The organism is Notoacmeibacter ruber (assembly GCF_003668555.1).
GTDB classification, from domain to species: Bacteria; Pseudomonadota; Alphaproteobacteria; order Rhizobiales; family Rhizobiaceae; genus Notoacmeibacter; species Notoacmeibacter ruber.
Window position 1 is genome coordinate 738114 of the sequence record NZ_RCWN01000001.1, and the last position, 25395, is coordinate 763508.

A 25395-nucleotide genomic window follows, 5' to 3' on the forward strand; every position below is an offset into this window, starting at 1 on the left:
TCATGCGTATCGGCGGACGACTGGCGGCGGCTATCGAAATTCTGGAAGACATGCAGGCGCGGCATCGACCGGCGGCGGAGGCGTTGCGCGATTGGGGAGCATCGCATCGCTTTGCCGGAGCAGGCGATCGCGCGGCGATCGGCAACATCGTCTATGACGGCTTGCGGCACCGTGCCATGAGCCGCTGGCGCTTCGGCGCTGATACGGCAAGGGCCGACGCGTTTGGTGCGCTCCTGTCGGGCTTTGGCCTCGGGGTGGAGGAGATCGCATCGAAACTGGAGGGCGATCGCTTTGCGCCCGAGACGATGACGGACGGGGAGATCGAGCGCTGGCGGGGCAGTGATCCGCGCTCGGCGCCGCCCGATATTCGCGCGAACGTGCCGGGCTGGTCCGAGACCTTTTTCCTGGAGGGATTTGGCGAGGATTGGGTCAATGAGGCTTCGGCGCTTTCGACCCGACCGCCGGTCGATTTGCGGGTGAACACGCTCAAAGCCGATGGCGAAAAGGTCGAACGGGCCTTGGCGAAGGATGGTGTCCGCCGCACCGCCATTGCGCGCAATGGTCTGCGTATTCCGCCGGTGGACGGGTTCGGTCGGCACCCCAATGTGCAGGCAACGCCCGAATTTCAGAAGGGCTGGTTCGAGATTCAGGACGAGGGCAGCCAGATCGTATCCGATCTGATTTTCGCGCAGCAGAAAGAACAGATTCTCGACTTCTGTGCGGGCGGCGGCGGCAAGACACTGGCCATGGCAGCGGCGATGGATAATCGCGGGCAGATCCATGCGTATGACGCCGATCGCGGTCGCCTTGCCCCTATTGTGGAGCGGCTCAAGCGTTCCGGCGTGCGCAATGTGCAGGTTCACTCCGATCGCTCATCGCTCGATGCGTTGAAAGGAAAGATGGATCGCGTCGTCGTCGATGCGCCCTGCACGGGTTCGGGGACGTGGCGGCGAAAGCCCGATGCGAAATGGCGGCTGACCGAAGCTCAGCTTCGCACGCGCCAGGCCGAGCAGTCCGCCATCCTCGACGAAGCATCGGCTTTCGTTCGCCCCGGCGGCTATCTGGTCTACATTACCTGCTCCATGTTCCGCGCCGAAAACGAGGAACAGGTCTACGCATTCGGCGAGCGCAACGAAGAATGGGACCTGCTCTCTGCCGGTGAGGTATGGCAGGATCTGTTCGGCTTCGACAAACCGTCGCCGTGGAGCGAGGATCTGAACTGCATTACGTTGACGCCGGCTGCGACAAATACGGACGGGTTCTTCTTTGCAGTGATGCAAAAGCTCTCCTAGCGGCTGCGGCCATTGCATCGGTTGAACATGGTCAAAGCAGAGCAACACAAACACTGGATCGCCTCTGATGGCCGAGTGGGTTTTGAGGGCTCGCCTTCTGCTCTGTTCCCCTATTGGAGCTTCACGAAGACAGCGATAGCGATCTGCGCGCTCAGGCTGGCAGATCAAGGTACGGTCGAACTCGATGCGCCGCTTCCCGGCTGGCAGTTCACGCTTCGCCAGCTTCTGCAGCACACCGCTGGGTTACCTGATTATTACGCCCTCCCTGACTATCGACGGGACGTATCGCAGGGCAAGCCGCCATGGGCGGTCGATGATTTGCTGGAGAGGTCATTGGCGCAAGGCATGTTGTTTGCGCCGGGCGAGGGGTGGACCTATTCTAATGTCGGTTATCTGCTGGCACGCAAGCACATCGAAAAGAGGGCCGGACAAAGCCTCGCCGCGCTCGTGCGGAGATTCATTTCCGAACCACTTGCGCTGGAGAGTCTCGGTCTTGCCACAACGCAGGCCGATTTCGAAAAACTGCACTGGGATGAGGCGTCGCTCTATCATCCGGGCTGGGTCTATCATGGGTGCCTGACGGGCACCGCCGAAGACGCCGCCGGCATGTTGCAGGGCCTTATGGCAGGGGAACTTCTCGGCCGGGAGCGATTGGAAGAGATGCTTGCAACCCATCCTGTCGGAGGCGCCATTCCGGGGCGGCCTTTTACGGAATGCGGCTATGGTCTTGGTTTGATGAGCGGCCGTGCCGGCGCGGCTGGCCGCATGATCGGTCATTCCGGTGGCGGACCGTTTGCGGTCAACGCCGTCTATCATTTTCCGGACAGGCCGGTACCGGTGACTGTCGCATGTTTTACGGCGGGGCCGGACGAGGGTGTGCCGGAACATGCGGTGGCCCGCATCGCCCTATCATTTTAACGCGATCGACTGTGATGTTTTCGCTTGAAGAGACAAGGCCTCAGGCTAGGTTGGCAATCATGATGAGCACTTGGATTACCTACGGCCTATTTCTTCTGGTGACCCTCGGCGGCGGCCTCCTGATCGGCTCGCAGACCGATACCGGCACCTGGTATCAATCGCTAAACAAACCGTCCTTCACGCCGCCGAACTGGCTGTTCCCTGTCGCCTGGACGATCCTTTACGTGCTGGTCGGGATTGCAGGCGCTCGCACCTTCCTGCGCGCACCGACAAGCGCCGCGATGGGGATCTGGGTGGTCCAGCTTCTGCTCAACTTTGCATGGACGCCGGTCTTCTTCATGGCGCACCGGCCCAGTCAGGCGCTGATCGTGATCGGCTTGCTGCTCATTTCAATCCTGGCCTTCATCATCCTGAGATGGACGCCGGATCGCATCGCCGCCATTCTCTTCCTGCCCTATGCGGTCTGGGTGGCCTATGCCACGGCGCTGAACGCGACAATTGCGGTGAACAACTGATCGCGATGGCCGACCCCTCCGCTCTTCTGAAGGACGTCGCTGGCAAGCGAGTTCTCTACGTCATGGCGACTGAACAGGAATACGGTGACGAGTTGCGCTCGCTCTTCACACCTTTGCGGACGGGTGTGGGACCCGTTGAAGCCGCTCTCGGATTGGCGGTCGGCTTAGCGCGACTGGCTCACTCCTTCCAATTGCCTGATCTGATCGTGTCGATCGGCTCAGCCGGTAGCCAGCGCCTGGAGCAGGGCGAGGTCTATCAGGTTTCATCTGTCGCCTATCGCGACATGGATGCCAGCGCGCTGGGTTTTCCGAAGGGCGAGACGCCGTTTCTTGATCTTCCGCCCATCATGCCACTGCCATTCTCCGTTGCCGATATTCCCAGTGCAACGCTATCGACCGGAGCCAATATTGTCTCCGGCGCGGATTATGACGGGATCGATGCCGATCTGGTCGACATGGAGACATTTGCCCATCTGCGCGCTGCCATGCAGTTCGACGTGCCCTTGGTCGGCCTTCGCGGCGTATCGGACGGGGCTGAAGAACTGCGCCATTTCGACGATTGGACGAGACTTCTACCCATATTGGACATGAAACTCGCCAGCGCGGTGAATGGTGTTGAGAAATCGATCCGCGACGGAATGCTCGCCTGAGGCGACGAGACAGCAAACCGCTGTCTCGTCGCGCTGCCGGTCTGGCCGTATCAGCCTTTGGCTTTTTCGTTCAACCGCTCTTCAGCGAGAGCCGTCAGCTTTTCGTCCGCACTGTCTTCTTCGCTGAGCGTATCTCTCAGGAGATTCTTGATCTCCTTGTCGAGATCGAGTTCGGTCGCCCACGTGATGAGCGTGCCGTAGCGCGTGATCTCATAGTGTTCGACAGCCTGGGCACAGGAGACGATGGCCGCATCGCGTGTGGACTTGTCATCGATCTCGGATAGCAGTTCGCCAGCTTCCTCGACGATGCCTTCAATGGCCGGGCACTCTTCGCCTTCCGCCTTCTTGCCGAGGATCTTGAACACCGATTTCAGTCGCTCGATCTGCTCCTCGGTTTCCTTGCGATGGTCTTTCAACGCGGTTTTCAGCTTGGTGCTGCTTGCCTTCTCGATCATGTCGGGAAGGTGCTTGTGAATATGATTTTCTGCGAAATAGATGTCCTTTAGCGTGTGCTCGAAGAGATCTTCCAGATTGGAAATCGACATGGGGGCATACCTTTCAATGGATCTGGCAGCGCCTCTCACGGCCCGCCGCGGTGGTAACGGGCAGAAGGGCAAACATTTCCCTTTCCGGCGGATTGATTTATGTCACTCCCGCGCAAAGCCGGGGATGGTGCGGAAGACGGCGCTCTATTGCGTTGCACCTTGCTCCCCGATCGGATACGGCCTTGCCATGACAGAGACAGCCCATCCCGATACCGTCCTCATTATCGATTTCGGCAGCCAGGTGACGCAGCTGATTGCAAGGCGCGTGCGTGAAGCCGGCGTCTATTCCGAGATCGTGCCGTTTCAGAGCGCCGAAGAAGGCTTTCGCCGGCTGAAACCCAAGGCCGTCATCCTTTCGGGCGGCCCGGCCTCGGCTGCGGAAGCCGATAGCCCACGTGCACCTGATGCGATTTTCGAAGCCGGCGTGCCGGTCCTTGGCATCTGCTACGGCCAGCAGACGCTCTGCGTGCAATTGGGCGGCGCGGTGGAGGGCGGTCATCACCGCGAGTTCGGCCGCGCTTTCGTTGAGGTTTTGAAGCCTTCGCCTCTCTTTGAAGGCGTCTGGGAGACCGGTCAGAAGCATCAGGTCTGGATGAGCCACGGCGACCGCGTCACGCGTCTGCCGGAGGGGTTTGAGGTCATCGCAGCTTCGCCCAACGCGCCGCTCGCGGCGACGGCCGATGAGGCGCGCAACTATTACGCCGTCCAGTTCCACCCCGAAGTGGTGCATACGCCCGATGGCGCACGGCTCCTTTCCAACTTCGTTCACAAGATCGCCGGATTGAAGGGCGACTGGACCATGGCCGCTTACAGGGATCAGGCAATTGCCGCGATCCGGGAGCAGGTCGGCGACGGCAAGGTTATCTGCGGTCTGTCCGGCGGCGTCGATTCATCCGTCGCCGCGCTTCTCATCCATGAAGCCATCGGCGACCAGCTGACCTGCATTCTAGTCGACCACGGCCTGCTGCGAAAGGACGAAGCGGCGCAAGTCGTCGAGATGTTCCGCGGCCACTACAATATTCCGCTGGTTCATGTGGATGCGTCGGACACGTTCATTGGCGCGCTGGAAGGCGAAGCCGACCCGGAAAAAAAGCGCAAGACCATCGGCAAGCTCTTCATCGATGTCTTCGAAGCCGAAGCGAAGAAGGTCGGCGGAGCGGACTTCCTGGCGCAGGGTACGCTCTATCCGGATGTGATCGAAAGCGTCTCGTTCACCGGCGGGCCTTCCGTCACGATCAAGAGCCATCACAATGTTGGCGGTTTGCCCGAGCGCATGAACATGAAGCTGGTCGAGCCGCTGCGCGAACTCTTCAAGGATGAGGTCCGTGAGCTTGGCAAGGAGCTGGGTCTGCCTGAGAGCTTCATCGGCCGCCATCCCTTCCCGGGACCGGGCCTTGCCATTCGCCTGCCGGGCGGCGTGACGCGCGACAAGATCCGCATTCTGCAGGAGGCCGACGCGATCTATCTCGACGAGATCCGCAAGGCCGGCCTTTACGACGCGATCTGGCAGGCTTTCGCGGTTCTGCTGCCGGTGCAGACCGTCGGCGTCATGGGAGACGGCCGCACTTATGAATTCGTCTGTGCGCTGCGCGCCGTGACCTCGGTCGATGGCATGACAGCCGATTTCTATCCGTTCGACATGGAATTTCTCGGCAATGCCGCGACGCGCATCATCAACGAGGTGCGCGGCATCAACCGGGTCGTCTATGACGTGACTTCCAAGCCCCCCGGCACGATTGAGTGGGAGTGAAGAACGAGCCTTAGCAATGGCGAAAAACTCCTCCCTCGGCCTGATGGAGCGTTCGGGTAGTTGCTCGATTTCACGGGAGGTAATGGAGGAGCGAGTTGATCGCCTGCAACGCGCGGCGTTTACGTATTTTCTGGATTATGGAGACGAAACGACTGGCCTCGTGCTGGATCAGTCTGCCAATCCCGAGATTTGCTCCATCGCCTCCGTGGGCTTCTTTCTCACCTGTCTGCCCGTTGCGGTGGAGCGCGGATGGATCGGTCGACGCGAGGCGGCTCGCCGCGCAGCAAAAATCATTCAGTTTTTCCGAGAGGCCCCGCAGGGGGCGGCGCCTGACGCGACGGGCCATCACGGTTTCTTCTATCATTTTCTTGATGTGAAGACCGGAAAGCGCGCCTGGAAATCCGAACTCTCGACGATTGATACCGCGCTTCTGCTCGCCGGGGTCGAGACGGCACGTGTCTATTTCGACGGAAATGACAGCGACGAGCGCGTCATTCGCAACGCCGGACTGGAGCTGATCGAAAATGTCGAATGGAGATGGATGGTCGACAAGGAAGGCTTTGTAAACAAGGCCTGGAAGCCGAAGCGGGGATTTTTCGGCGGCGATTGGGAGCATTACAGCGAAGCGCAGATCATGTACGTCCTGGCTGCCGCTTCGGAGGAGTACTCCATTCCCGCAGCGAGCTACCATCGGATGACCGAGCGCTATGACTGGCGCAAAACATACGGCCTCGACTGGATCGCGGCGGCCCCGCTCTTCATTCATCTCTTTTCGCAGGTCTGGATCGATTTTCGTGCATTGAACGATGGACACTGTGGGCCGGCCGATCTCGACTATTTTGAAAACACCCGTCGCGCGATTGCGATTCAGCGCGCTTACGCAGACCAAAACCCAAAGGGCTGGCTCGGTTATGAGCAGGACGTATGGGGCTTGTCGGCCTGTGCCGGACCGAGGGGACGCCAGCGCACCCTCGATGGGCGGCGCTGTTGGTTTCGGGGCTATGAAGCGCGGGGTGTGCCCGATGGGCCAGACGATGGCACGCTGGTGCCCTGGGGGCCGCTGGCCTGCTACGCCCACGAGCCAGAAGCCGCTCTCGCCGGCACTGCGGCGGTTCTCGCGCGATATCCGGCTGTGCTTAAGGAAGACCGGTTCGTTGGCAGCTTCAATCCATCTCTGCCAGGCGAAGGGGCCGATTACTGGACCTGCGACAGCCTGTTCGGCATCGATCAGGGCCTGCTCGTGACGATGATCGAAAATGGACGAACCGGCCTTGTCTGGAAGCTGGCTCAGCGTTCTGACGTTTTCATCAATGGGCTGCGTAGCCTTGGCTTTTCCGGCGGATGGCTCAAGGCCTGATGCACCTTCGGGCGAGTCAGCCCTTCCGCTCAGGATCGGGGATCCGAAAACGGTTCGCACGCTTCCCCCGAGCCCTTTGACCAGAAAATATCGCGGTTTGCTTTGACGAGATCGGAAATGAAGCTCATGACGGTCTGGATCCGGGCTGACTCCCGCGCATCGACATGAGCCATGATCCAGAAGGTCCGGACGATCTCGATCGCCTCCGGTAGCACCCGTACGAGATCGGGCGAGGAGCGCGCCATGAAGTCGGGAAGAATGCAAAGTCCCGCGCCGCTTCGCGTTGCCGCCAATTGGGCAAACAGGTTCGAACTGGAAAGCCGAGGGACAAGGCTTTCGCCGACATCCTTCACGTAGTCCAGCTTCGGCGTGAAGACGAGTTCCGGGATATAGCCGATCAGGGGGTGGGACGAGAGGTCTTCCCGCCGTGCGATCGTTGGTGCTTCGGCGAGATAGGAGCGCGCGGCATAGACATGCAGCGTGTAGTCAACGAGCTTTCGCGAAAACAGACGCCCCTTGTCGGGCCGTTCCAAGCCGATCGCGATGTCGGCCTCGCGCTTCGAAAGGCTGAAAATTCGTGGCATTGCCACGATTTGCAGCTCCAATTGCGGATGCCGTCGGCTGAGTTCGCCGAGATGCGGCGCAAGGAAAAAGGCGCCGAACCCGTCCGGTGCGCCGATCCGCACCGCGCCGCTCAACGCATATTTTTCACCGGCAATATCGTTATGGATGGCGGCTGCCGCGCTTTCCATCGTTTCGGTCTGGAAGAGGAGCCTTTCACCCGCATCGGTCAGGGAATAGCCGCGCGGTGAACGGTTGAAAAGGTCGGCGCCGAGCGTCTCCTCAAGGGTCCGGATATGGCGGCTGACCGTCGCATGGTCCGTGCCCATGCGTTGTGCGGCCGCGGTCAGACGCCCTGTGCGGGCGACGGCAAGGAAATAGCGAAGATCGTTCCAGTCGAAGCTTCTCATGGATGAGCATTATTGCACAATGGAATGGCGCTCAAGCCTATGGCTTTGCGTGAACAATCGCATAGACTGCGCGCAAAATTCCTGAGGAGGACTGCATGTACGAGATCGGTCATTTCATCGGTGGCGAGCGGGTCGCTGGAAAAAGCGGCCGCACGGCCGACATCTTCAACCCGGCCACCGGCGAGGTGCAGGGCAAGGTTGCGCTGGCCAATGCCGACGAGCTGGAAGCCGCCATCGCCAATGCCAAAGAGGCTCAGCCGGCCTGGGCGGCAACCAACCCGCAGAAGCGCGCGCGCGTTCTGATGAACTTTGTGCAGCTGCTTCACCGGGATATGGACAAGCTTGCCGAAGCGCTGTCACGCGAGCATGGCAAGACGCTCCCCGACGCGCGTGGCGATGTGGTCCGCGGTCTGGAAGTGGCGGAGTACTGCATCGGCGCGCCACAGTTGCTCAAGGGTGAATTCAGCGAGGGTGCGGGCCCGGGCATCGATATTCATTCGGTACGTCAGCCGCTCGGCATCGCAGCCGGCATCACACCGTTCAATTTTCCAGCCATGATTCCGATGTGGAAGTTCTGCCCGGCCATTGCAGCCGGTAATGCCTTCATTCTGAAGCCGTCGGAGCGTGATCCGTCCGTGCCGATGATGCTCGCCGAACTGATGATCGAAGCGGGCCTGCCCGCCGGCATTCTCAATGTCGTCAATGGCGACAAGAGCGCGGTCGATGGCATTCTGGATCACGAGGATATCCAGGCGGTTGGTTTCGTCGGCTCCACGCCGATTGCCGAATATGTCTATACGCGCGGTTGCGCCAACGGAAAGCGCGTCCAGTGTTTCGGCGGTGCGAAGAACCACATGCTGATCATGCCCGACGCCGATCTGGACCAGGCCGTCGATGCGTTGGTCGGCGCCGGCTATGGTGCGGCCGGTGAACGCTGCATGGCCATTTCGGTCGCGGTGCCGGTCGGGCAGGAAACGGCCGACAGGCTGATGGAAAAGCTGACGCCGCGCGTCGAAAATCTCAAGATTGCGCCCTATACGGCGGGCGACGATGCCGACTTCGGTCCGCTGGTCACCAAGGAAGCGAAGGCACGTGTGCGTGGTTACGTCGACAAGGGCGTCGAGGAAGGTGCGAAGCTGGTCGTCGACGGTCGCGATTTCACGATGCAGGGCTATGAGGACGGCTACTTCATAGGTGGTTGCCTGTTCGACAACGTCACCAAGGACATGACGATCTATAAGGAGGAGATCTTCGGTCCGGTGCTCTCGGTCGTGCGCGCCAACGACTATGAAGAAGCTCTCGATCTCGCCATGAGCCACGAATACGGCAACGGCGTCGCGATCTACACCCGCGATGGCGATGCGGCCCGCGATTTCTCCTCGCGCATCAATGTCGGCATGGTCGGGGTCAATGTGCCGATCCCGGTACCGCTGGCTTACTACACGTTCGGAGGGTGGAAGCGCTCCGGTTTCGGAGATCTCAACCAGCACGGTCCGGATGCGTTCCGCTTCTATACCAAGACCAAGACCATCACGTCCCGCTGGCCTTCGGGCATCAAGGACGGAGCGGAATTTGTCATTCCGACCATGAGCTGAGGAAGGCTTGAAACTGCGCCAATGCCGGACTTGCCGGCATTGGTTGGGAGGAAAATCGATGCATTTTGAACTGAATGAAGAGCAGCGGGCCATTCAGGAGATGGCGCTTTCCTTCGCCGCCGAGCGTCTGGCGCCGAAGGCTGTCGAATGGGATCAAACGTCTCATTTCCCGGAGGAGGTGGTCCGCTCGGTCGGTGAACTGGGATTGGGCGGCATATATGTGAGCGAGGATGTCGGCGGATCCGGTCTCGGCCGGCTCGATGCGGCACTCATCTTCGAGGCATTGGCCACGGGTTGCCCGACGATCGGCTCGTTCATTTCCATCCATAATATGTGCGCCTGGATGCTCGATAGCTTCGGCACGGAAGAGCAACGCCAGAAATGGGTGCCAAAGCTTTGCGCGATGGAACTCATCTGCTCCTACTGCCTGACAGAGCCTGGCGCCGGGTCCGATGCCGCTTCGCTGAAAACGCGGGCGCAGGCCGATGGTGACGCCTGGGTGTTGAACGGCACCAAATCCTTCATTTCCGGTGGCGGCTTTTCCGATCTTTACATCGCCATGGTGCGAACCGGCGGTGACGGCCCGAAGGGCGTCTCGGCGGTTCTGGTCGAGGACGGGACGGAGGGGCTTTCTTTCGGCGGTCAGGAACGCAAGATGGGCTGGAAAGCCCAGCCCACTTCGGAAGTGCGTTTCGACGATTGCCGAATTTCCGGCGACCATCTGATCGGCGAGGAGGGCAAGGGCTTCCGCTATGCGATGGCCGGGCTCGATGGCGGGCGCATCAACATCGCGGCCGGCGCGCTGGGTGGCGCTCAGACGGCGCTGAACAAGGCCATCGAATATGCGAAAGACCGCAAGGCCTTCGGTCAGCCGATCGCTGGCTTCCAGTCCCTCCAGTTCAAGCTGGCCGACATGGAGACTGAACTGCAAGCCGCACGTATCTTTCTTTATCAGGCGGCAGCCAAACTCGACGCCAAGACGCCGGACGCGACCAAGCATTGCGCCATGGCCAAGCGCTTCGTGACCGACGTCGCCTTCCGTGTGGCCAACGAGGCTCTCCAAATCCACGGCGGTTATGGCTATCTGGCCGATTTCGGGCTGGAAAAAATCGTCCGCGACCTTCGCGTCCATCAGATTCTCGAAGGCACCAACGAGATCATGCGATTGATCGTCTCGCGCAACCTTCTCGAGGAGCGCTGAGGTGAGCGGAAACGAGATCGAAATCCGCAAGGTCGGATCGACCGGCCGGATCACGCTCAACCGGCCGAAGGCGCTGAACGCTCTCACCTATGAGCAGGCGCTGGCCATTGAGGAGGCGCTGGACGCATGGCAGGCGCAGGGCGACATCAAGCGGATCGTCATCGATGCGATGGGAGAGAAGGCGTTCTGCGCGGGCGGCGATCTCTCCGAACTCTACCGGCGTGGCGTTGAGGGCGATTACGCTTATGGCCGCCGCTTCTGGGCGGATGAATATCGCCTCAATGCAAAGATCGCCAATTGCGCGATACCCTACATCGCCTTCATGGACGGCATCACCATGGGGGGCGGTGTCGGCATATCGGCACATGGATCGCACCGCGTCGTCACGGATCGTTCGATGATTGCGATGCCGGAATGCGGCATTGGTTTGGTACCGGATGTCGGCGGCACGCTTCTTCTGGCCAGAGCGGCCGGCCATCTTGGCGAGTTCCTCGCCTTGACGGGTTGGCGCATGACGGGGGCCGATGCGATCCGCGCCGGTTTTGCCGATCTTTACATCGATAGCGCGGATGTACCGGCCGCAATCGCTGCATTGGAAGAGGGCGACGATCTGGAGCCTCTTTCCGCCAATTCATCAAAGACCGATGAAGCGCCCTTGAGCGCAAATCAGAATGCGATCGATCAGCATTTCCAGCATAAGTCCGCAAAAGAATGCCTTGCATCGCTTGAAGCGGACCCGTCCGAATTCGCGCAAGAAGCCGCAGCGATGATGCGCAAGGCGTGCCCGCTATCGGTCGCGTGCGCCTTTGAAATGATCCGGAAGGCTCGGGACTTTTCCCGTATCGAGGAAGCGCTCGCGCTGGAATATCGCTTCACCTACCGTTCCATGTCGGACGGCGATTTTCTTGAAGGTGTTCGCGCCCTGATCATCGAAAAGGATCGGCAACCCAAATGGCGCATCGAGCGGCTGGGAGATGTCGGCGCTGATCATATCGAGACGATGCTGGCCGGCCTGGGCAGCGATGAACTGACGCTGGAGAAGAGGACAAAAGCATGAGCAGGATCGCTTTCATCGGCCTTGGTAATATGGGCTTGCCGATGGCTATAAATCTGAAGAAGGCGGGCCACGACGTCCATGCTTTCGATATGGTCGCGGAGGCCATGGAGAAGGCCTCGGACGCTGGAATGGTTGCCGCTTCGAGCGTGACGGAGGCCGTCACCGACGCCGAGATCATCGTCACGATGCTGCCGAACGGTTCCATTGTTTTGAAGGTTTTCGAGGAGATTGTGCCGGCGGCCGACAAGGGTACTGTCCTGATCGACTGCTCCACGATCGATGTCGAAAGCGCCCGGAAGGCCCATGAAATGGCCTCTAAGGCGGGACTTCTGCCACTTGATGCGCCGGTTTCCGGCGGCACGGGCGGCGCCTCTGCCGGAACGCTGACATTCATGGTTGGCGGATCGCAAGAGGCGTTCGAGAAAGCGACGCCCGTGCTCGACATCATGGGCGGCAAACTCGTCCATTGTGGTGAGGGTGGGGCGGGCCAGGCCGCCAAGATCTGCAACAACATGCTGCTGGGCATCTCGATGATCGGCGCGTGCGAAGCCTTTGCTCTCGCCGAGAAGCTCGGTCTGCCGGCCCAGTCGGCGTTCGACGTCATCTCGACATCGTCCGGCTTCTGCTGGTCGGTCAACAAATACTGCCCCGTCCCGGGCATTGGGCCGGAGAGTCCCGCCGATAACGATTACAAGCCGGGTTTCGCTGCTGATCTGATGGTGAAGGATCTCGGGCTTTCACAACAGGCAGCCGAGAACGCCGGTCAGATGACGCCGATGGGCGAGTACGCGCTCAAACTCTATCAGACCTTCCTGGAGGAAGGGGGGAGCGGCAAGGACTTCTCGGGCATTATCGAATATCTGAAGAGCGCCGATCGAAAATAGAGTGTCCGCCTTATGCCGAACCTTGTGTGGCGACCACGCCGGTTGCCGCACTTATTACATTCGCGAGTTTCTGCCGTTGCGGTACGCAGTGCGCCATCCACAGGCCAAGCCGCGCTGCGACGATGATCGTGAGGGGCTGTCGGCGACGATTTGCCAGTACGGAAGTCTTTCTGCAAAGCCGTGCTTGACATGGCCTTGAGGTGTCAGCGCCGGTCGTCTCATAGCTTCCAACCAGAAGGCGCGGTCCACGCGCGGACCGTGCTGATGGCCGCTCTCTATGAAGTGATGGCCGCGCCGCCTTTGACAAGCCATGGCCACTTTGTGCAATTTGGCCATTCTGTGGCGCTTTCAGCAAGCCAATAATCAACAATAAAGGGGGCAGTCATATGACTGAAACTAACACGCCACCTGATACGATCAGGGTCTCCGAACATGAGCCGGGCGACCACAACGTCGAAATTCTGGGGTTGGACGTTCATAATCCGGTTTTCTTTGTTTCGGCGTTGGTGATCATCGCATTCGTGCTCTTTTCACTCATTTTCCACGATGCTGCCGAAGCTTTTTTCACCTGGCTGCGGCCGACCCTTACGGAGATGTTTGACTGGCCATTGCTGATGGCGGGCAACCTTTTCGTCGTGTTCAGCCTGGCGCTGGTCGTCACGCCGCTGGGCAATGTTCGTCTTGGCGGTGTCGATGCGAGACCGGACTATGGCTATCTCGGCTGGTTCGCCATGCTGTTTGCCGCTGGAATGGGTATCGGCCTGATGTTCTTCGGCGTGTCGGAGCCTCTCAGCCATTACGCCAGCTCTGTGGGCGGCACCACGCTGGATGGTGGCCTGCGAACCGACTGGGCTCCCCTTGGCGGGGCCGGCGGCGATACCGCCGCGGCGACCGAACTCGCAATGGCCGCGACGATCTTCCACTGGGGTCTGCATCCTTGGTCGATCTATGCCGTGGTCGGTCTGGCGCTGGCCTTTTTCACCTTCAACCGGGGACTCCCGCTTACACTTCGCTCGGCCTTCTATCCGCTGCTGGGTGAGCGCGTCTGGGGCTGGCCGGGACACGTCATCGATATCCTGGCGGTGTTCGCGACGCTCTTCGGTCTGGCCACGTCGCTCGGTTTCGGCGCCGAGCAGGCAATTGCCGGCATCAACTTCCTTTATGACGGCATTCCGACCAGTGAGACCGCACGTTCTCTGTTGATTGTCGGTATCACCAGCATCGCCCTGATATCGGTCGTGGCCGGGCTGGATAGCGGTGTGAAGCGGCTTTCGGAAATCAACATGATCTTGGCGCTTCTGCTGTTCCTGTTCATCCTTCTGGCGGGACCGACCGGCGTCATTGCGGAAGGTTTCGTTTCGAACAGCGTTTCCTACGTCAGCCACCTGATCCCGCTTTCCAATCCCTTCGGTCGTGAAGATACCAACTTCATGCAGGGATGGACGGCATTCTATTGGGCGTGGTGGATCAGCTGGTCGCCCTTTGTCGGCATGTTCATCGCGCGTGTTTCGCGTGGACGGACGGTGCGTGAGTTCATCACATGCGTCATTCTGGTACCGACGGCTGTCTGCATTCTCTGGATGAGCACCTTCGGCGGTGCGGCCATTTACGAGGTTGTCGCCAATGGTCAGCAGCAGATCGTCGACGCCGCACAGCCTCTGAAGCTGTTTGTGATGGCGCAGGCCTATCCGCTGACCGGCCTGATCTCCTTCGTCGGGATCGTCCTCGTGATCGTCTTCTTCGTGACCTCGTCGGACTCCGGTTCGTTGGTGATCGACACGATCACCGCAGGCGGCAAGATCGATGCGCCCGTCGCGCAGCGCATCTTCTGGGCCGTGTTCGAAGGTCTGGTGGCCATCGTGCTGATGCTTGGCGGCGGCCTCGTGGCGCTGCAGGCGGCCGCGGTCGCGACGGGCATTCCGTTCGCCATCGTGCTCATCGCGATGATGTTCTGTGTGTGGAAAGGCCTCCGCAATGAGCGCAAGCTGATGCGTGGCGAAATTCCCAAAGGCATGACGATCATCGAATAGAAAGATCGTCATTGAAACGAGATTGATGCGCGGCCTTCGGGCCGCGCATCTTTTATAGGCGGCTGCGATATGCCATGGCATGAATTCAGTCTGCAAATGTTCAACGGATCATCAAAATGCTTGTCTTGATCGTCGGTCTTGTCGTTTTCCTGGGCATTCACTCAGTGCGGATATTCGCGCCGGGCTGGGCTCGTGATCGGCAGGCGAAAATGGGTGAGGGCGCGTATAAGGGCGTCTATTCCGTCGTCTCGGTGATCGGTTTCGTTCTGATCGTCTGGGGATACGGGCTGGCCCGGCAGGACCCGACGATCATATGGAATCCGCCTGTCGGGATGCGCCACGCAGCGGCAGGGCTGATGATCTTCGCCTTCATCGCGCTGGGAATTTACGCATTGCCGGCGGGACGTTTGAAGCCGATGCTCAAGCACCCGATGCTGGTCGCCATCAAGATCTGGGCGCTCGCCCATCTTCTGGCCAATGGCGATCTCGCCTCCATCATCCTTTTCGGGTCGTTTCTCGCCTGGGCTGTCGCAGATCGCATTGCTGTCAAGCGCCGGCTGGGCACGGGCGGTGGCGCCGGTGTTCCCGCGCCCGGACCGGTCAGCCGGGATGTCGGCGCGCTGGTGGTCGGGATCGCGCTCTACGTGGTGACGCTGTTCTGGCTGCATGAGTGGCTGATCGGTGTTTCGCCGATGCCGGCATGAATTGCGCCGTGTCTGCCCCCTTACATCGCAGCCGATTTGCGGTAGAAGCGCCCGCTAGGCAGGCCGTGTCGATGGCGCGGAAATCACATTGGGCAGGACGACAATGAGCGACGACAGCTTCTTTCGCGAGGTAAACGAGGAACTGCGCCAGGACCGGGCGCGGGCACTTTGGGACCGCTACGGAAAGATTCTGATCGGCGCGATCGTCCTCGTCATTGCAGCGACGGCGGCCATCGTCTTCTGGCGTGACTATCAGGACAAGCAGGCCGCGGCCTCCGGCGACCGTTTTCTCGCTGCCCTCGAAAAGGCCGAGGGCGGCGACCGCGACGCGGCGCTGGTTGAGCTCGAGGCGTTGCAGGGCGACAGCACCGGCGAATATGCGGAGCTCGCCCGCTTCAAGCGGGCCTCCCTCTTGGCTGATGAAGGTTCGACGGTCGAGGCGGTTCGCCTCTTCGACGAGATTGCGGCCGATGGCGGAGCGCCGCAAACCCTTCGGGATTTCGCTGCGTTGCGCGCCGGCTATCTGCTTGTCGACGAGAACGATTACGATGCTGTCGCACAGCGCGTCGAGTATCTGGCGACCGAAAGCAATGCGCTGCGCTTCTCGGCACGGGAAGCGCTTGGTCTCGCAGCATGGAAAGCCGGCCGGGCGGATCAGGCACGGGAGCTTTTCGGCGAAATCGTCGATGACCTCGGTACGCCGGAGAATCTTCGTCGCCGCGCGACCATGATGAGCGATCTCATTGCCGCAGGCGCCACCGCGGAGGGCGGCAGCGTCGAAGGGAATGCGCCGGTCGATAACGCCGGCGAGGCTGCTGCCGGCGACGGAAGCTCGACCGCCCCGTCTTCACCTGCTGAAGGTGATGAGACCGCGCCGGTCGACGACACCCCTTCTGGCGACGAGGTGCAGCCGCAGCAAAACGAGGGCGGGGACGACGCCACAGCCGGAGAGACGACCGCCGACCAGCCGGCTGAAGCCGATCCGGCTGGCAATGATGGCTCAGGCTGAAGGACGGAACTTTCCATGCGCTTCACAGCCGCCATTATCGGCCGCCCGAATGTCGGCAAGTCGACATTGTTCAACCGCCTTGTCGGTCAAAAGCTGGCGCTGGTCGACGATACGCCGGGCGTCACGCGTGACCGGCGTGTGCATGATGCCAAGCTCTACGATCTCTATTTTTCGGTGATCGACACAGCCGGTCTCGAAGAGGCTTCCGAAGCTTCGCTCGAGGGCCGCATGCGCGAGCAGACCGAAACGGCGATGGATGAGGCCGATCTCATCTTCTTTCTCTATGACGCGAAAGCCGGTGTAACGCCGACGGACAAGATGTTCGCGAATGTGGCGCGCCGAACCGGAAAGCCGGTTATTCTCGTGGCCAACAAGGCGGAATCGCGTCTGGCGGATGCGGGTATGGCCGAGGCATGGGAACTGGGCATCGGCGATCCGGTTCCGATCTCAGCCGAACATGGCCTGGGCCTTCCCGACCTTCACGAAGCGATCATCGAGACTTTGGGCGAAGAGGTTGCCTTTGCCGAGCGGGATGCGCGGGAAGCCGAGGCCGATGCGCCCGCCATCTCGGTTCCGATAGCCGATCCGGACGCGGAAGATCAGCCTGCCTATGACGCGACAAAGCCGATTCGCATGGCTGTGGTGGGGCGCCCGAACGCCGGCAAATCGACGCTCATCAATGCATGGCTTGGCGAAGAGCGGCTCTTGACGGGTCCGGAAGCCGGGATCACGCGCGATTCCATTTCCGTGGAATTCGAAGTCGAGAACCGGACCCTTCGCGTTTACGATACGGCAGGCATGCGGCGCCGGTCTCGCGTGCAGGAGAAGCTGGAGAAACTGTCCGTCTCCGATGGGCTGCGCGCCATGCGCTTTGCGGAAGTCGTCGTGATCGTGCTTGATGCCACGATCGCGCTTGAGAAGCAGGATCTTCAAATCGTCGACCTGATCGCGCGGGAGGGCCGTGCGCCGGTTATCGCGTTCAACAAATGGGATCTGATCGAGAACAAGCAGGAGCGACTGGCCGAGTTGCGCGAAAGAACCGAGCGGCTTCTTCCCCAGCTTCGCGGTGTTCGTGCCGTGCCGGTCAGCGCCGAGACGGAGCGCGGTCTCGACAAGCTTTTTGACGCGATCTTCCGTACTCACCGTACATGGAACATGCGGATTTCGACGGGACGGCTCAATCGCTGGCTGGAAGGGATCGTCGCTCATCATCCGCCGCCAGCCGTCTCCGGCCGTCGCCTCAAAATTCGCTATATCACCCAGGCCAAGACGCGCCCGCCGGGTTTTGTGCTCTCCGTCTCGCGGCCTGATGCTCTGCCAGAGAGCTACCAGCGCTATCTGATTAATGGTCTTCGCGACACGTTCGGCATGGAAGGCGTGCCGATTCGGCTGAACTTGCGCACCACCGACAATCCCTTTGCCAATCGTGCCCGCAAGCGGTGAAACCGGCAGGCTGTTAACCAGCGATTTAGGTTAATCGATCATCATTTCCCCAGTTGCTAATGCGTTGTGGGAATGTGTGCTGTGTCAAAAAGAAACACCGAACGTGGCGTCACCTTGGCGTCTCTTGCGCTCGTTGGTCTGATGTCCGGCACATTTTACTTTGCGATGAGCGACGAAATCGCTGTTCAGGACACGCGCGCCATCATGGCCTCGATGACCGAAAAGCGATGGTCTGCAGCTCTGGAACAGCGCCAGCCCGATACGGTCGCGCAGGCAAGCTACGCCTTTTCGGGCAAGGATGATCTGACCACGGCTTCGATCACCTCCTCGGACGGAAAGGTGCGGGTGGAGCTTCCCGCCAAGAAGATGGAGCGCGCGACGACTCCTGACGAAGACCGGGTCAATCGTGCTGAGAAGCGGGGACGCCTCGTCCATGTGGCTCCACGCGGCTTGCCGGAGCGTTTCAAGGCCGGCTCGCTCTATGGGGAGCAGTCGATGATGCTTCGCCCCGCGATCGACAGCAAGAACGTTGCGCTTCGCGAGCCGATGCCGATGGCAAAGGCTCTCGAACTGGCCGAAGCCTTCCGCTTCTCTCCGGGCGTCGACCCCGAGAACGGTCAGGCAGGCAGCGGAACGATGCTGGCTGCGGCTGACGGAACCGAAGGCATGGTGCAGGCCACCGCCTTTGCACCGACAGAAGCGAAATCATCGCCCTTCGATGCGGTTCTCGGCAAGGCCGGCAAGGGGTTCATTCCTCATCTCGGCCGAAACGACCATAAATGGGCTGCGAACCCGCTTCCGGAATCTTCTTATAACGCCACCCAGCAACGCTGCCTTGCGATCGGCATCTATTTCGAGGCCCGCGGCGAGCCGGAGAAGGGGCAGGCGGCTGTTTCGCAGGTTATCCTCAACCGCGTGAAGAACCCGACCTTTCCCAACACGATCTGCGGTGTCGTCTATCAGAACAAGAACTGGCGCAACCGCTGTCAGTTCTCATTCGCCTGCGATGGCCGGCGCGACAAGGTGCGGAGCCGTTCTGCGTGGGTGACGGCGGAAGCCATCGCCAAAAAGACGACCTATGGAGAGATCTGGCTTCCCGAGGTCGGCTCGTCCACACACTACCACGCCACCTATGTGAAACCGCGATGGGCGCGCCATATGGACCGGCTTCAGCGTATCGGACGGCACATCTTCTACCGGACGAAAGACGGCGGTTGGGGCTGAAACCTCCCGACAGTGGCCACGCCGGCCTCGGTCAAATGTCTAATGGCCTAGGGCTTACCAGTATAAGCCGCTGGATTTAAACATAAATCATGCACCATTCACATGGCCCTTCTCTGGCTTGACGGGGTAGGACGCCGAAACTATGGTGCGCGCGAAATCGGGGGCAGGCAGTCTCCGGTCATCCCTTGTCATGGAGACGGCATGTCCGACCCGCAGGAGACTGCTGGAAAGACTGGCACGGCGAAGACGGAAGGGCCTAAGACCAGCGAGGGGACGCTCGACGATCGTCTCGCCCGGTTGAACGACAGGCTCGACGCCAAGGCTGCGCATGCCGGTTCCGATGGCGAGAACATTCGCGGCAAGTCCGGCATGGGCCAGGCACTGCGTTTGTCGAGTGAGTTCATCGCCGCTGTTTTGGTCGGTGCAGGGCTTGGTTGGGCGTTCGATTACGCTTTCGACACCAGCCCGTTCGGGATGATCGGTTTCCTGTTGCTTGGCTTTGTCGCAGGCGTGCTGAACGTCATGCGGGCAACCGGGCAGGTGGCCGATTTCGGCGAGCCTGTTCAGGGCGAACATTTGAAGTCGAACTTCACTGTCGGCACGGACGACAGTGACAAGTCCGCCTAAGGGCGCGAGAACGGAGAAGAGAACAGCGTGGCTACCGAGTCAACGACGGTCGATCCGATCCACCAATTCGCAATCCAGCCGATCATTCCGATTCGTGTTGGTGATTACGATCTTTCCTTCACCAATGCTTCGCTCTTCATGCTCGCGACCGTCGTCGTCGCAAGCCTGTTCCTCTACCTGACCACCTCGTCGCGTGGATTGCTGCCGAGCCGCATGCAGTCCGTGACCGAGATGACCTATGAATTCGTCGCGTCGATGCTGCGTGATGCGGCGGGAACGGGCGGTATGCGGTTCTTCCCGTTCGTCTTCTCGCTTTTCGTCTTCGTGCTGGTCGCCAACCTGCTTGGCATGATCCCCTTCTTCTTTACAGTCACCGCGCAGATCATCGTCACCTTTGCCCTGTCGATGCTGGTGATCCTCACCGTCGTTGTTTACGGCTTCATGAAGCACGGCGTAGGCTTCCTGAAACTCTTCGTTCCCGAAGGCGTGCCGATGGTGCTGGTGCCTCTGGTGGTCGCGATCGAGATCATCTCGTTTCTCTCGCGTCCGGTCAGCCTTTCGGTTCGTCTCTTCGCAAACATGCTCGCCGGCCACATCACGCTGAAGGTCTTCGCAGGCTTCATCATCTCATTGGGCTCGATGGGAGCGATCGGTATCGCCGGTGCGATCCTGCCGCTCTTCATGGTGGTCGCCCTGACGGGACTGGAATTCCTGGTGGCCTTCCTTCAGGCCTATGTGTTCGCCGTCCTGACCTGCATGTATCTCAACGACGCGTTGCACCCCAGCCACTGACGGCGAGCCTCGCGACAACACCAAACCGGTGGCGCCCCCGAGGCGCTGCCAAACTTCCAGCAAGACGCACACGTCCATTTAAGGAGCTAAAGAAAATGGAAGCAGAAGCTGCACGTTACATTGGCGCTGGTATTGCATGCCTCGGCATGGGCGGCGCAGGCATCGGCCTGGGCACGATCTTCGGTCAGTACCTCGCTGGCGCCCTGCGCAATCCTTCCGCAGCTGACGGCCAGTTCGGCCGCCTCATCTTCGGCTTTGCCGTGACCGAAGCGCTCGGCATCTTTTCGCTGCTGATCGCGCTTCTGGCCCTTTTCGGCTAAGAAACAGTTCAGGCTCCTTGCGCCGTACGGTCTCGTCAAAGGCCGTACGGCAAAGTTGCCTAGGGTTCGCGTTCGCGCGGATCGTCTGAGACCTCCCAACGAGACGGGACGGAACCATGTTCGTATCACCGGCCTTTGCGCAAATTGAGGGCGAAAGCTCTGGCGTGACGGAAGGGGAAACCCACACCGAAGTCGGCCATGACGCCGGCGGTCATTCGGATGTCTTTCCGCCTTTCGATCCGACCTATTATCCGTCGCAGCTTCTCTGGCTGGCGATCACGTTCGGACTTTTCTATCTGATCCTGAAGAGTGTCATCCTGCCGCGCATTGCCGGCACGCTGGAGACGCGCCGCGACCGCATCGCACAGGATCTCGACCAGGCGGCGCGCATGCGCGAAGAGGCCAATGAGGCCACGACCGCCTATGAGCAGGAACTGGCGGAAGCACGCGCCAAGGCCAACAAGCTTTCCAACGACGCCCAAGAAAAGGCAAAGGCCGAAGCCGACGCCGAGCGAGCTCGCGTGGAGCAGGAGCTCGACGCCAAGCTGGCCGAAGCGGAAACCCGAATCGCCGCGATCCGTGCGGAAGCCATGCAGGACGTCGGTGAGATCGCAAAGGATACGGCCACGGCCATCGTCACAGCGATCATGGGCTCTGCCGATGAGGCCAAGGTTTCAAACGCGGTCGAAAATGTCCGCAAGGAGGAGGCGGCCTGATGGACGCAACGACGCAAGCCACCTGGTGGGTCTTCGCCTCACTCATTCTGTTCTTGGCATTGCTGGGCTATGTCGGCGTGCACAAGATGCTCGCAAAGGCGCTGGACAGCCGCGCCGAGCGCATCCGCAACGAGCTCGATGAAGCGCGCGAACTTCGTGAAGAGGCACAGGGCGTCCTGGCCGAATTGCAGCGCAAGCGTCGTGAGGCTGAAGAAGAGGCCGAACAGATCGTTGCCGCCGCGAAGCGTGAGGCCGAGACGATCCGCAAGGACGCAGCCGAGAAGTCGGCCGAATATGTCGAGCGCCGCACGACCAGCGCGGAGCAGAAGATCGCTCAGGCCGAAAGTGATGCGATTGGCGCGGTTCGCAACCGTGCGATTGAAATCGCCACGGCTGCCGCACGGCAGGTGATCGCCGAGACGGTCGGTCCGGAGAAGCAGCAGCAGATCATCGACGAGAGCCTTCGCACGATCCGCACAAAGCTGAACTAATATCTTGAATCCATAGACCGGGTTCAGGAAAAAGCGCCGGCATCGGCGCTTTTTTTATGCGCGCTCAGATGTGGAACTCATCTTTCTTCGGTGCTTCCGGTGGTGGCAGCCGCAGCATGCCGAAGCTGAGGCGGTGCAGGCGAGGCACAGGCCCATGGGCCGTGATCGCCGAGCGATGAACGCGTGTTCCGTAACCCGCATGCGCTGAAAATCCATAGGTCGGATGCTGCTCGCAACAGCGCGCCAGCATGTGATCACGCGTCACCTTCGCCACAATCGACGCGGCTGCGATGGAGAGACTTCGTTGGTCTCCCTTGATCATGATGCGCGTTTCGCAGGGCGCCCCCGCCGGGTGCTTGTCGCCATCGATCAGAGCAATGCAGGGCGGATCGATATGGCCGCATATTGCACGGCGCATGGCCAGCAGGCTGGCCTGCAGAATATTGATCCGATCGATGGTCTCCGCACCGACCGCGCAGACCGAGACCGAAACGGCCTTCTTCATGATCAGCGTGTAGAGCTCTTCGCGGCGCGCAGCGCTGAGGCGCTTGGAATCATTGAGACCTTTCGGCAGGCGCCTCGGATCGAGAATGACAGAGGCTGCAACAACCGGACCCGCAAGAGGGCCACGCCCGGCCTCATCCACCCCTGAAACGAGGCGCGCACCGCCGCGATAGCACGCGCGCTCCGTCCTGAAATCAGGCGCGGCAGGCGGCATATCCAGCGGAAGGGCAGCCGTTCGAGAATCGGGACGCGGACGAGGCATAGGCGGGCGACCATCGCACCGCTCCCGATTCTCTTCAAGCCCCGCCGAAGGACGCATGGCGGGACCCGGCTTCCAAAGGCGGCCATGAATAAAACCGCCCTTGGGAAGGGGTACGCACGGTGAGGGTGCCGCGCGTACCCCGATCTCAGGATTGTCTAGAGCAGCATGAGCTGTTCATTCTCCGCCCGAGGCGGCTGAAACAGGTCCGTCCGCAGAACCTTTTTTTCCTGATTCAGTCCGAGACGCTTTGCCGCGATCTCGAAACGACGGCCGATCTGCCAGGCATACGGCCCGGAGCCCTTCATGCGCTTGCCCCATTCGGCATCGTAATCGCGGCCACCTCGCATCGAACGGACCAGCGACAGCACATGCCGATAGCGGTCGGGGTGCTCGCGCAGCAGCCAGTCCTTGACGATGGGCGCGACCTCGAGTGGAAGCCTGAGGATGATGTAACCCGCTTCGGTCGCTCCAGCTGCCGAAGCGGAATCGAGAATACGCTCGATCTCATGATCGGTCAGGCCGGGCACGACCGGAGCCACCATCACCGATGTCGGAATGCCGGCGGAGGAGAGGGCGCGAATCGCTTCGAGTCGTCTGCTTGGTGTGGATGTGCGCGGCTCCATCGAACGCGCTGTCCGGCGATCCAATGTCGTGACCGATATTGCCACCTTGGCCAGCCCCTTCTCGGCCATGCGAGACAGAATATCGATATCGCGCATAACGAGAGCACTTTTGGTCACGATGCCGACCGGATGATTGGCCGCTTCGAGAACTTCCAGAATATGGCGCATGATCCGCCATTCTTTCTCGACGGGCTGATAGGGATCGGTATTGGTGCCGATCGCTATGGTTCTCGGCTCATAATTCTTGTTCGCAAGCTCGGCAGCCAGCAGGCGCGGCGCGTCGGGCTTGGCGAAGAGCCGGCTTTCGAACTCCAGCCCAGGCGACAGACCCATATAGGCGTGACTGGGCCGCGCGAAACAGTAGACGCAGCCATGCTCGCAACCCCTGTAGGGGTTGATGGAGCGGTCAAAGGAAATATCGGGCGAATCGTTTCGCGTGATGACCTTGCGCGGTCGCTCGACCTGCACTTCCGTCCTGAAGGGCGGCAGGTCCTCCATCGTCTGCCAGCCATCGTCGAAGCCTTCACGGCTTACAGGCTCGAAACGGCCGGACGTATTGATGCCGGCGCCTCTTCCGCGTCGCCTGGAATGGTCGATGCGAAGACCAGATCCATCGATGATGGCATTGGCCAAGGCGCTACGGCCCGCACTGAACGCGCCGCGGTCCGCTTGTGAAATGGGCTCCATAGGCGAATCTCCGTTCGCTTAACGTTCTTCTAGACGTAAGCTATCAGAGAAATAGAACATATCAAGAACAAAAAGGTTCCAGGCTTTGGATGCTGCTGGTGGGCTTGCACTTCTCTGACCCTGCGGTAGAGGAAGGGATGCTCAGTGTATTGATCCAGACCCATAATGACGAAGAAGCGCTAGCACGTACGCTCGGCTCGCTGATCTCGGCGGCCGTCGACGGCACCGTCCGCGAAGTGATCGTCTGCGATACCGGCTCAAGTGATCACACTCGCAAGGTCGCGGAGATGACGGGTTGCACCTTTCTGAGCGGCTGCGATGCCCTTTCCGCGGTGCGTAGGGCCAAGGCGGAGTGGCTCCTGCTGCTGGAGCCCGGTAGTCGGCCCGCAGGCGAATGGCGTGAAAGCGTCGGCGAGCATATGGCGGCGAATGTGAAAGCGGCGCGCTTCCGGCTTTCAAAGATATCCCGACCACCCTTTCTGAGCCGTGTGCGCCGGCAAAGCCCGCTCTATGCCGGATTGCTCATTACCAAAAGGCAGGCATTGGCCCTGTGCAAGCCGCATCAGCCGCTGGAGAGCATCGGACGCGGCCTGGCGAGTCGGCGTCTCGATGTGGATTTGCATCCCGCCGGGCGGAACACGTCCAAAAGATAGGGATTGCCTTTATCAGACGCTCTTTCGCCCGCCCTCGCGCTTTAGATGTTCGTCGAGGCGCGGCATGATCTCCACGAAATTGCATGGCATGTGCCGGTAGTCGAACTGCGCTTGCAAAATGCCGTCCCAGGCGTCCTTGCAGGCGCCCGTGGAGCCGGGAATCGAAAAGACAAAGGTCTGATTGATCAGCCCTGCGCTGGCGCGGGACTGGATGGTCGAAGTGCCGATCTTCTCGTAGGAAATGCGATGAAAGATCGCCGAGAAGCCATCCATCGCCTTGTCATAAAGCGGCTCGAGCGCATCGGGGGTGATATCGCGGCCGGTAAAGCCGGTGCCGCCCGTGAAGATGATCGCATCGATTTCGTCGCGCAACGACCACTCGCCGGCAATCCGCTGAATGTCGGAAACCTCGTCGCGCACGATCTCGCGCGCGTGTTGGGTATGGCCGGCCGTGGCGATCCGTTCGGCCAGCAGGTCTCCGGACCGGTCATTACCGAGCGTCCGGGTGTCGGAAACAGTGACGATGCCAAAGCCCACCGGAATGAAGGGGCGCCTGTCGTCGATGCGGCTCATTG

25 protein-coding genes and 1 pseudogene are annotated in these 25395 nt (G+C 60.6%); 21 read left to right on the top strand and 5 right to left on the bottom strand.

The features are described 5' to 3' along the window. Window positions 1-2: 2 nt before the first annotated feature. The 4 genes from D8780_RS03445 (at window position 3) to D8780_RS03460 (ending at window position 3375) form a co-directional block, all read left to right on the top strand. Window positions 3-1292, top strand: coding sequence for an RsmB/NOP family class I SAM-dependent RNA methyltransferase (locus D8780_RS03445; protein ID WP_121644365.1), 1290 nt, complete (start codon window positions 3-5; stop codon window positions 1290-1292). Between the two features lie 75 nt (window positions 1293-1367). After that, window positions 1368-2210, top strand: a complete 843-nt coding sequence (locus tag D8780_RS03450; protein WP_199699548.1) for a serine hydrolase domain-containing protein — start codon at window positions 1368-1370, stop codon at window positions 2208-2210. A 59-nt stretch (window positions 2211-2269) separates the two neighbouring features. Then, a complete protein-coding gene (locus D8780_RS03455; protein WP_342633423.1) occupies window positions 2270-2725 on the top strand; it encodes a TspO/MBR family protein in 456 nt (151 codons plus the stop codon). A gap of 5 nt (window positions 2726-2730) precedes the next feature. Further along, window positions 2731-3375: a 5'-methylthioadenosine/S-adenosylhomocysteine nucleosidase gene (locus tag D8780_RS03460; protein ID WP_121644366.1), complete on the top strand. Its 645-nt coding sequence runs from the start codon at window positions 2731-2733 to the stop codon at window positions 3373-3375. Between the two features lie 50 nt (window positions 3376-3425). On the opposite strand, the gene D8780_RS03465 is transcribed toward D8780_RS03460, so the two are convergent. Further along, entirely contained in the window at window positions 3426-3920 is a 495-nt protein-coding gene (locus tag D8780_RS03465) for a YciE/YciF ferroxidase family protein (RefSeq protein ID WP_121644367.1), read from the bottom strand. Between the two features lie 187 nt (window positions 3921-4107). Between D8780_RS03465 and guaA the strand changes: the two genes are divergently transcribed. Both guaA and D8780_RS03475 read left to right on the top strand, forming a co-directional pair. Next, window positions 4108-5670, top strand: a complete 1563-nt coding sequence (guaA, locus tag D8780_RS03470; protein WP_121646336.1) for a glutamine-hydrolyzing GMP synthase — start codon at window positions 4108-4110, stop codon at window positions 5668-5670. A gap of 16 nt (window positions 5671-5686) precedes the next feature. Further along, a complete protein-coding gene (locus D8780_RS03475) occupies window positions 5687-7027 on the top strand; it encodes a glucoamylase family protein (RefSeq protein ID WP_245412245.1) in 1341 nt (446 codons plus the stop codon). 29 nt (window positions 7028-7056) lie between these two features. Here the strand turns inward: D8780_RS03475 and D8780_RS03480 are convergent, their stop codons facing one another. After that, window positions 7057-7998, bottom strand: a complete 942-nt coding sequence (locus D8780_RS03480) for a LysR family transcriptional regulator (protein WP_121644369.1) — start codon at window positions 7996-7998, stop codon at window positions 7057-7059. 95 nt (window positions 7999-8093) lie between these two features. On the opposite strand from D8780_RS03480, the gene D8780_RS03485 reads away from it, so the two are divergent. From D8780_RS03485 to D8780_RS03550, 14 genes and pseudogenes are all read left to right on the top strand, one after another. Further along, window positions 8094-9593, top strand: coding sequence for a CoA-acylating methylmalonate-semialdehyde dehydrogenase (locus D8780_RS03485; protein ID WP_121644370.1), 1500 nt, complete (start codon window positions 8094-8096; stop codon window positions 9591-9593). 58 nt (window positions 9594-9651) lie between these two features. Beyond that, window positions 9652-10794 carry an acyl-CoA dehydrogenase family protein gene (locus D8780_RS03490; RefSeq protein ID WP_121644371.1) on the top strand — a complete coding sequence of 381 codons (1143 nt, stop codon included), beginning with the start codon at window positions 9652-9654 and terminating at the stop codon, window positions 10792-10794. 1 nt (window position 10795) lies between these two features. After that, complete coding sequence (locus D8780_RS03495) at window positions 10796-11851, top strand: enoyl-CoA hydratase/isomerase family protein (RefSeq protein WP_121644372.1); 1056 nt, start codon at window positions 10796-10798, stop codon at window positions 11849-11851. Continuing rightward, window positions 11848-12735, top strand: coding sequence for a 3-hydroxyisobutyrate dehydrogenase (mmsB, locus tag D8780_RS03500; protein WP_121644373.1), 888 nt, complete (start codon window positions 11848-11850; stop codon window positions 12733-12735). The genes D8780_RS03495 and mmsB overlap by 4 nt, the downstream gene beginning before the upstream one ends. A 386-nt stretch (window positions 12736-13121) precedes the next feature. After that, window positions 13122-14765 carry a BCCT family transporter gene (locus D8780_RS03505; protein WP_121644374.1) on the top strand — a complete coding sequence of 548 codons (1644 nt, stop codon included), beginning with the start codon at window positions 13122-13124 and terminating at the stop codon, window positions 14763-14765. Window positions 14766-14881: 116 nt separating this feature from the next. Continuing rightward, window positions 14882-15469 (top strand): NnrU family protein, encoded by a 588-nt coding sequence (locus tag D8780_RS03510; protein ID WP_121644375.1) that lies wholly within the window; start codon window positions 14882-14884, stop codon window positions 15467-15469. Between the two features lie 103 nt (window positions 15470-15572). Continuing rightward, window positions 15573-16238 (top strand): annotated as a pseudogene (locus tag D8780_RS03515) (tetratricopeptide repeat protein); the annotation flags it as partial. A 255-nt stretch (window positions 16239-16493) separates the two neighbouring features. Beyond that, on the top strand, window positions 16494-17921 hold the full coding sequence (gene der / locus D8780_RS03520; protein WP_121644377.1) for a ribosome biogenesis GTPase Der: 1428 nt from the start codon (window positions 16494-16496) through the stop codon (window positions 17919-17921). An 81-nt stretch (window positions 17922-18002) separates the two neighbouring features. Further along, on the top strand, window positions 18003-19145 hold the full coding sequence (locus tag D8780_RS03525; RefSeq protein WP_158598433.1) for a cell wall hydrolase: 1143 nt from the start codon (window positions 18003-18005) through the stop codon (window positions 19143-19145). A gap of 201 nt (window positions 19146-19346) precedes the next feature. Continuing rightward, window positions 19347-19772, top strand: a complete 426-nt coding sequence (locus tag D8780_RS03530) for an AtpZ/AtpI family protein (protein WP_121644379.1) — start codon at window positions 19347-19349, stop codon at window positions 19770-19772. Between the two features lie 27 nt (window positions 19773-19799). After that, the gene (locus D8780_RS03535; protein ID WP_121644380.1) at window positions 19800-20564 is read left to right on the top strand and encodes a F0F1 ATP synthase subunit A; all 765 of its coding nucleotides are present in this window, start codon (window positions 19800-19802) and stop codon (window positions 20562-20564) included. A gap of 95 nt (window positions 20565-20659) precedes the next feature. Further along, window positions 20660-20884: a F0F1 ATP synthase subunit C gene (locus D8780_RS03540; RefSeq protein WP_121644381.1), complete on the top strand. Its 225-nt coding sequence runs from the start codon at window positions 20660-20662 to the stop codon at window positions 20882-20884. A 116-nt stretch (window positions 20885-21000) separates the two neighbouring features. After that, on the top strand, window positions 21001-21600 hold the full coding sequence (locus D8780_RS03545; RefSeq protein ID WP_121644382.1) for a F0F1 ATP synthase subunit B: 600 nt from the start codon (window positions 21001-21003) through the stop codon (window positions 21598-21600). Further along, window positions 21600-22091: a F0F1 ATP synthase subunit B family protein gene (locus D8780_RS03550; RefSeq protein WP_121644383.1), complete on the top strand. Its 492-nt coding sequence runs from the start codon at window positions 21600-21602 to the stop codon at window positions 22089-22091. The genes D8780_RS03545 and D8780_RS03550 overlap by 1 nt, the downstream gene beginning before the upstream one ends. A 64-nt stretch (window positions 22092-22155) precedes the next feature. Here the strand turns inward: D8780_RS03550 and D8780_RS03555 are convergent, their stop codons facing one another. Then, entirely contained in the window at window positions 22156-22857 is a 702-nt protein-coding gene (locus D8780_RS03555; RefSeq protein WP_121644384.1) for a ribonuclease HII, read from the bottom strand. Window positions 22858-23012: 155 nt separating this feature from the next. After that, a complete protein-coding gene (locus D8780_RS03560; protein ID WP_121644385.1) occupies window positions 23013-24167 on the bottom strand; it encodes a PA0069 family radical SAM protein in 1155 nt (384 codons plus the stop codon). A gap of 137 nt (window positions 24168-24304) precedes the next feature. Between D8780_RS03560 and D8780_RS03565 the strand changes: the two genes are divergently transcribed. Then, complete coding sequence (locus D8780_RS03565) at window positions 24305-24820, top strand: glycosyltransferase (protein WP_121644386.1); 516 nt, start codon at window positions 24305-24307, stop codon at window positions 24818-24820. Window positions 24821-24832: 12 nt separating this feature from the next. Here D8780_RS03565 and moaB read toward each other — a convergent pair whose 3' ends face one another. Then, window positions 24833-25393 (bottom strand): molybdenum cofactor biosynthesis protein B, encoded by a 561-nt coding sequence (gene moaB, locus D8780_RS03570; RefSeq protein WP_121644387.1) that lies wholly within the window; start codon window positions 25391-25393, stop codon window positions 24833-24835. Window positions 25394-25395 lie beyond the last annotated feature (2 nt).

What these genes read in the sequence shown, in the direction of transcription:
- D8780_RS03445 (WP_121644365.1), top strand. Translation starts at nt 3, where the DNA reads ATGCGTATCGGCGGACGACTGGCGGCGGCTATCGAAATTCTGGAAGAC.
- D8780_RS03455 (WP_342633423.1), top strand. Translation starts at nt 2,270, where the DNA reads ATGATGAGCACTTGGATTACCTACGGCCTATTTCTTCTGGTGACCCTC.
- D8780_RS03460 (WP_121644366.1), top strand. Translation starts at nt 2,731, where the DNA reads ATGGCCGACCCCTCCGCTCTTCTGAAGGACGTCGCTGGCAAGCGAGTT.
- D8780_RS03465 (WP_121644367.1), bottom strand. Translation starts at nt 3,920, where the DNA reads ATGTCGATTTCCAATCTGGAAGATCTCTTCGAGCACACGCTAAAGGAC.
- guaA (WP_121646336.1), top strand. Translation starts at nt 4,108, where the DNA reads ATGACAGAGACAGCCCATCCCGATACCGTCCTCATTATCGATTTCGGC.
- D8780_RS03475 (WP_245412245.1), top strand. Translation starts at nt 5,687, where the DNA reads ATGGCGAAAAACTCCTCCCTCGGCCTGATGGAGCGTTCGGGTAGTTGC.
- D8780_RS03480 (WP_121644369.1), bottom strand. Translation starts at nt 7,998, where the DNA reads ATGAGAAGCTTCGACTGGAACGATCTTCGCTATTTCCTTGCCGTCGCC.
- D8780_RS03485 (WP_121644370.1), top strand. Translation starts at nt 8,094, where the DNA reads ATGTACGAGATCGGTCATTTCATCGGTGGCGAGCGGGTCGCTGGAAAA.
- D8780_RS03490 (WP_121644371.1), top strand. Translation starts at nt 9,652, where the DNA reads ATGCATTTTGAACTGAATGAAGAGCAGCGGGCCATTCAGGAGATGGCG.
- mmsB (WP_121644373.1), top strand. Translation starts at nt 11,848, where the DNA reads ATGAGCAGGATCGCTTTCATCGGCCTTGGTAATATGGGCTTGCCGATG.
- D8780_RS03505 (WP_121644374.1), top strand. Translation starts at nt 13,122, where the DNA reads ATGACTGAAACTAACACGCCACCTGATACGATCAGGGTCTCCGAACAT.
- D8780_RS03510 (WP_121644375.1), top strand. Translation starts at nt 14,882, where the DNA reads ATGCTTGTCTTGATCGTCGGTCTTGTCGTTTTCCTGGGCATTCACTCA.
- der (WP_121644377.1), top strand. Translation starts at nt 16,494, where the DNA reads ATGCGCTTCACAGCCGCCATTATCGGCCGCCCGAATGTCGGCAAGTCG.
- D8780_RS03530 (WP_121644379.1), top strand. Translation starts at nt 19,347, where the DNA reads ATGTCCGACCCGCAGGAGACTGCTGGAAAGACTGGCACGGCGAAGACG.
- D8780_RS03540 (WP_121644381.1), top strand. Translation starts at nt 20,660, where the DNA reads ATGGAAGCAGAAGCTGCACGTTACATTGGCGCTGGTATTGCATGCCTC.
- D8780_RS03545 (WP_121644382.1), top strand. Translation starts at nt 21,001, where the DNA reads ATGTTCGTATCACCGGCCTTTGCGCAAATTGAGGGCGAAAGCTCTGGC.
- D8780_RS03550 (WP_121644383.1), top strand. Translation starts at nt 21,600, where the DNA reads ATGGACGCAACGACGCAAGCCACCTGGTGGGTCTTCGCCTCACTCATT.
- D8780_RS03555 (WP_121644384.1), bottom strand. Translation starts at nt 22,857, where the DNA reads ATGCCTCGTCCGCGTCCCGATTCTCGAACGGCTGCCCTTCCGCTGGAT.
- D8780_RS03560 (WP_121644385.1), bottom strand. Translation starts at nt 24,167, where the DNA reads ATGGAGCCCATTTCACAAGCGGACCGCGGCGCGTTCAGTGCGGGCCGT.
- D8780_RS03565 (WP_121644386.1), top strand. Translation starts at nt 24,305, where the DNA reads ATGCTCAGTGTATTGATCCAGACCCATAATGACGAAGAAGCGCTAGCA.
- moaB (WP_121644387.1), bottom strand. Translation starts at nt 25,393, where the DNA reads ATGAGCCGCATCGACGACAGGCGCCCCTTCATTCCGGTGGGCTTTGGC.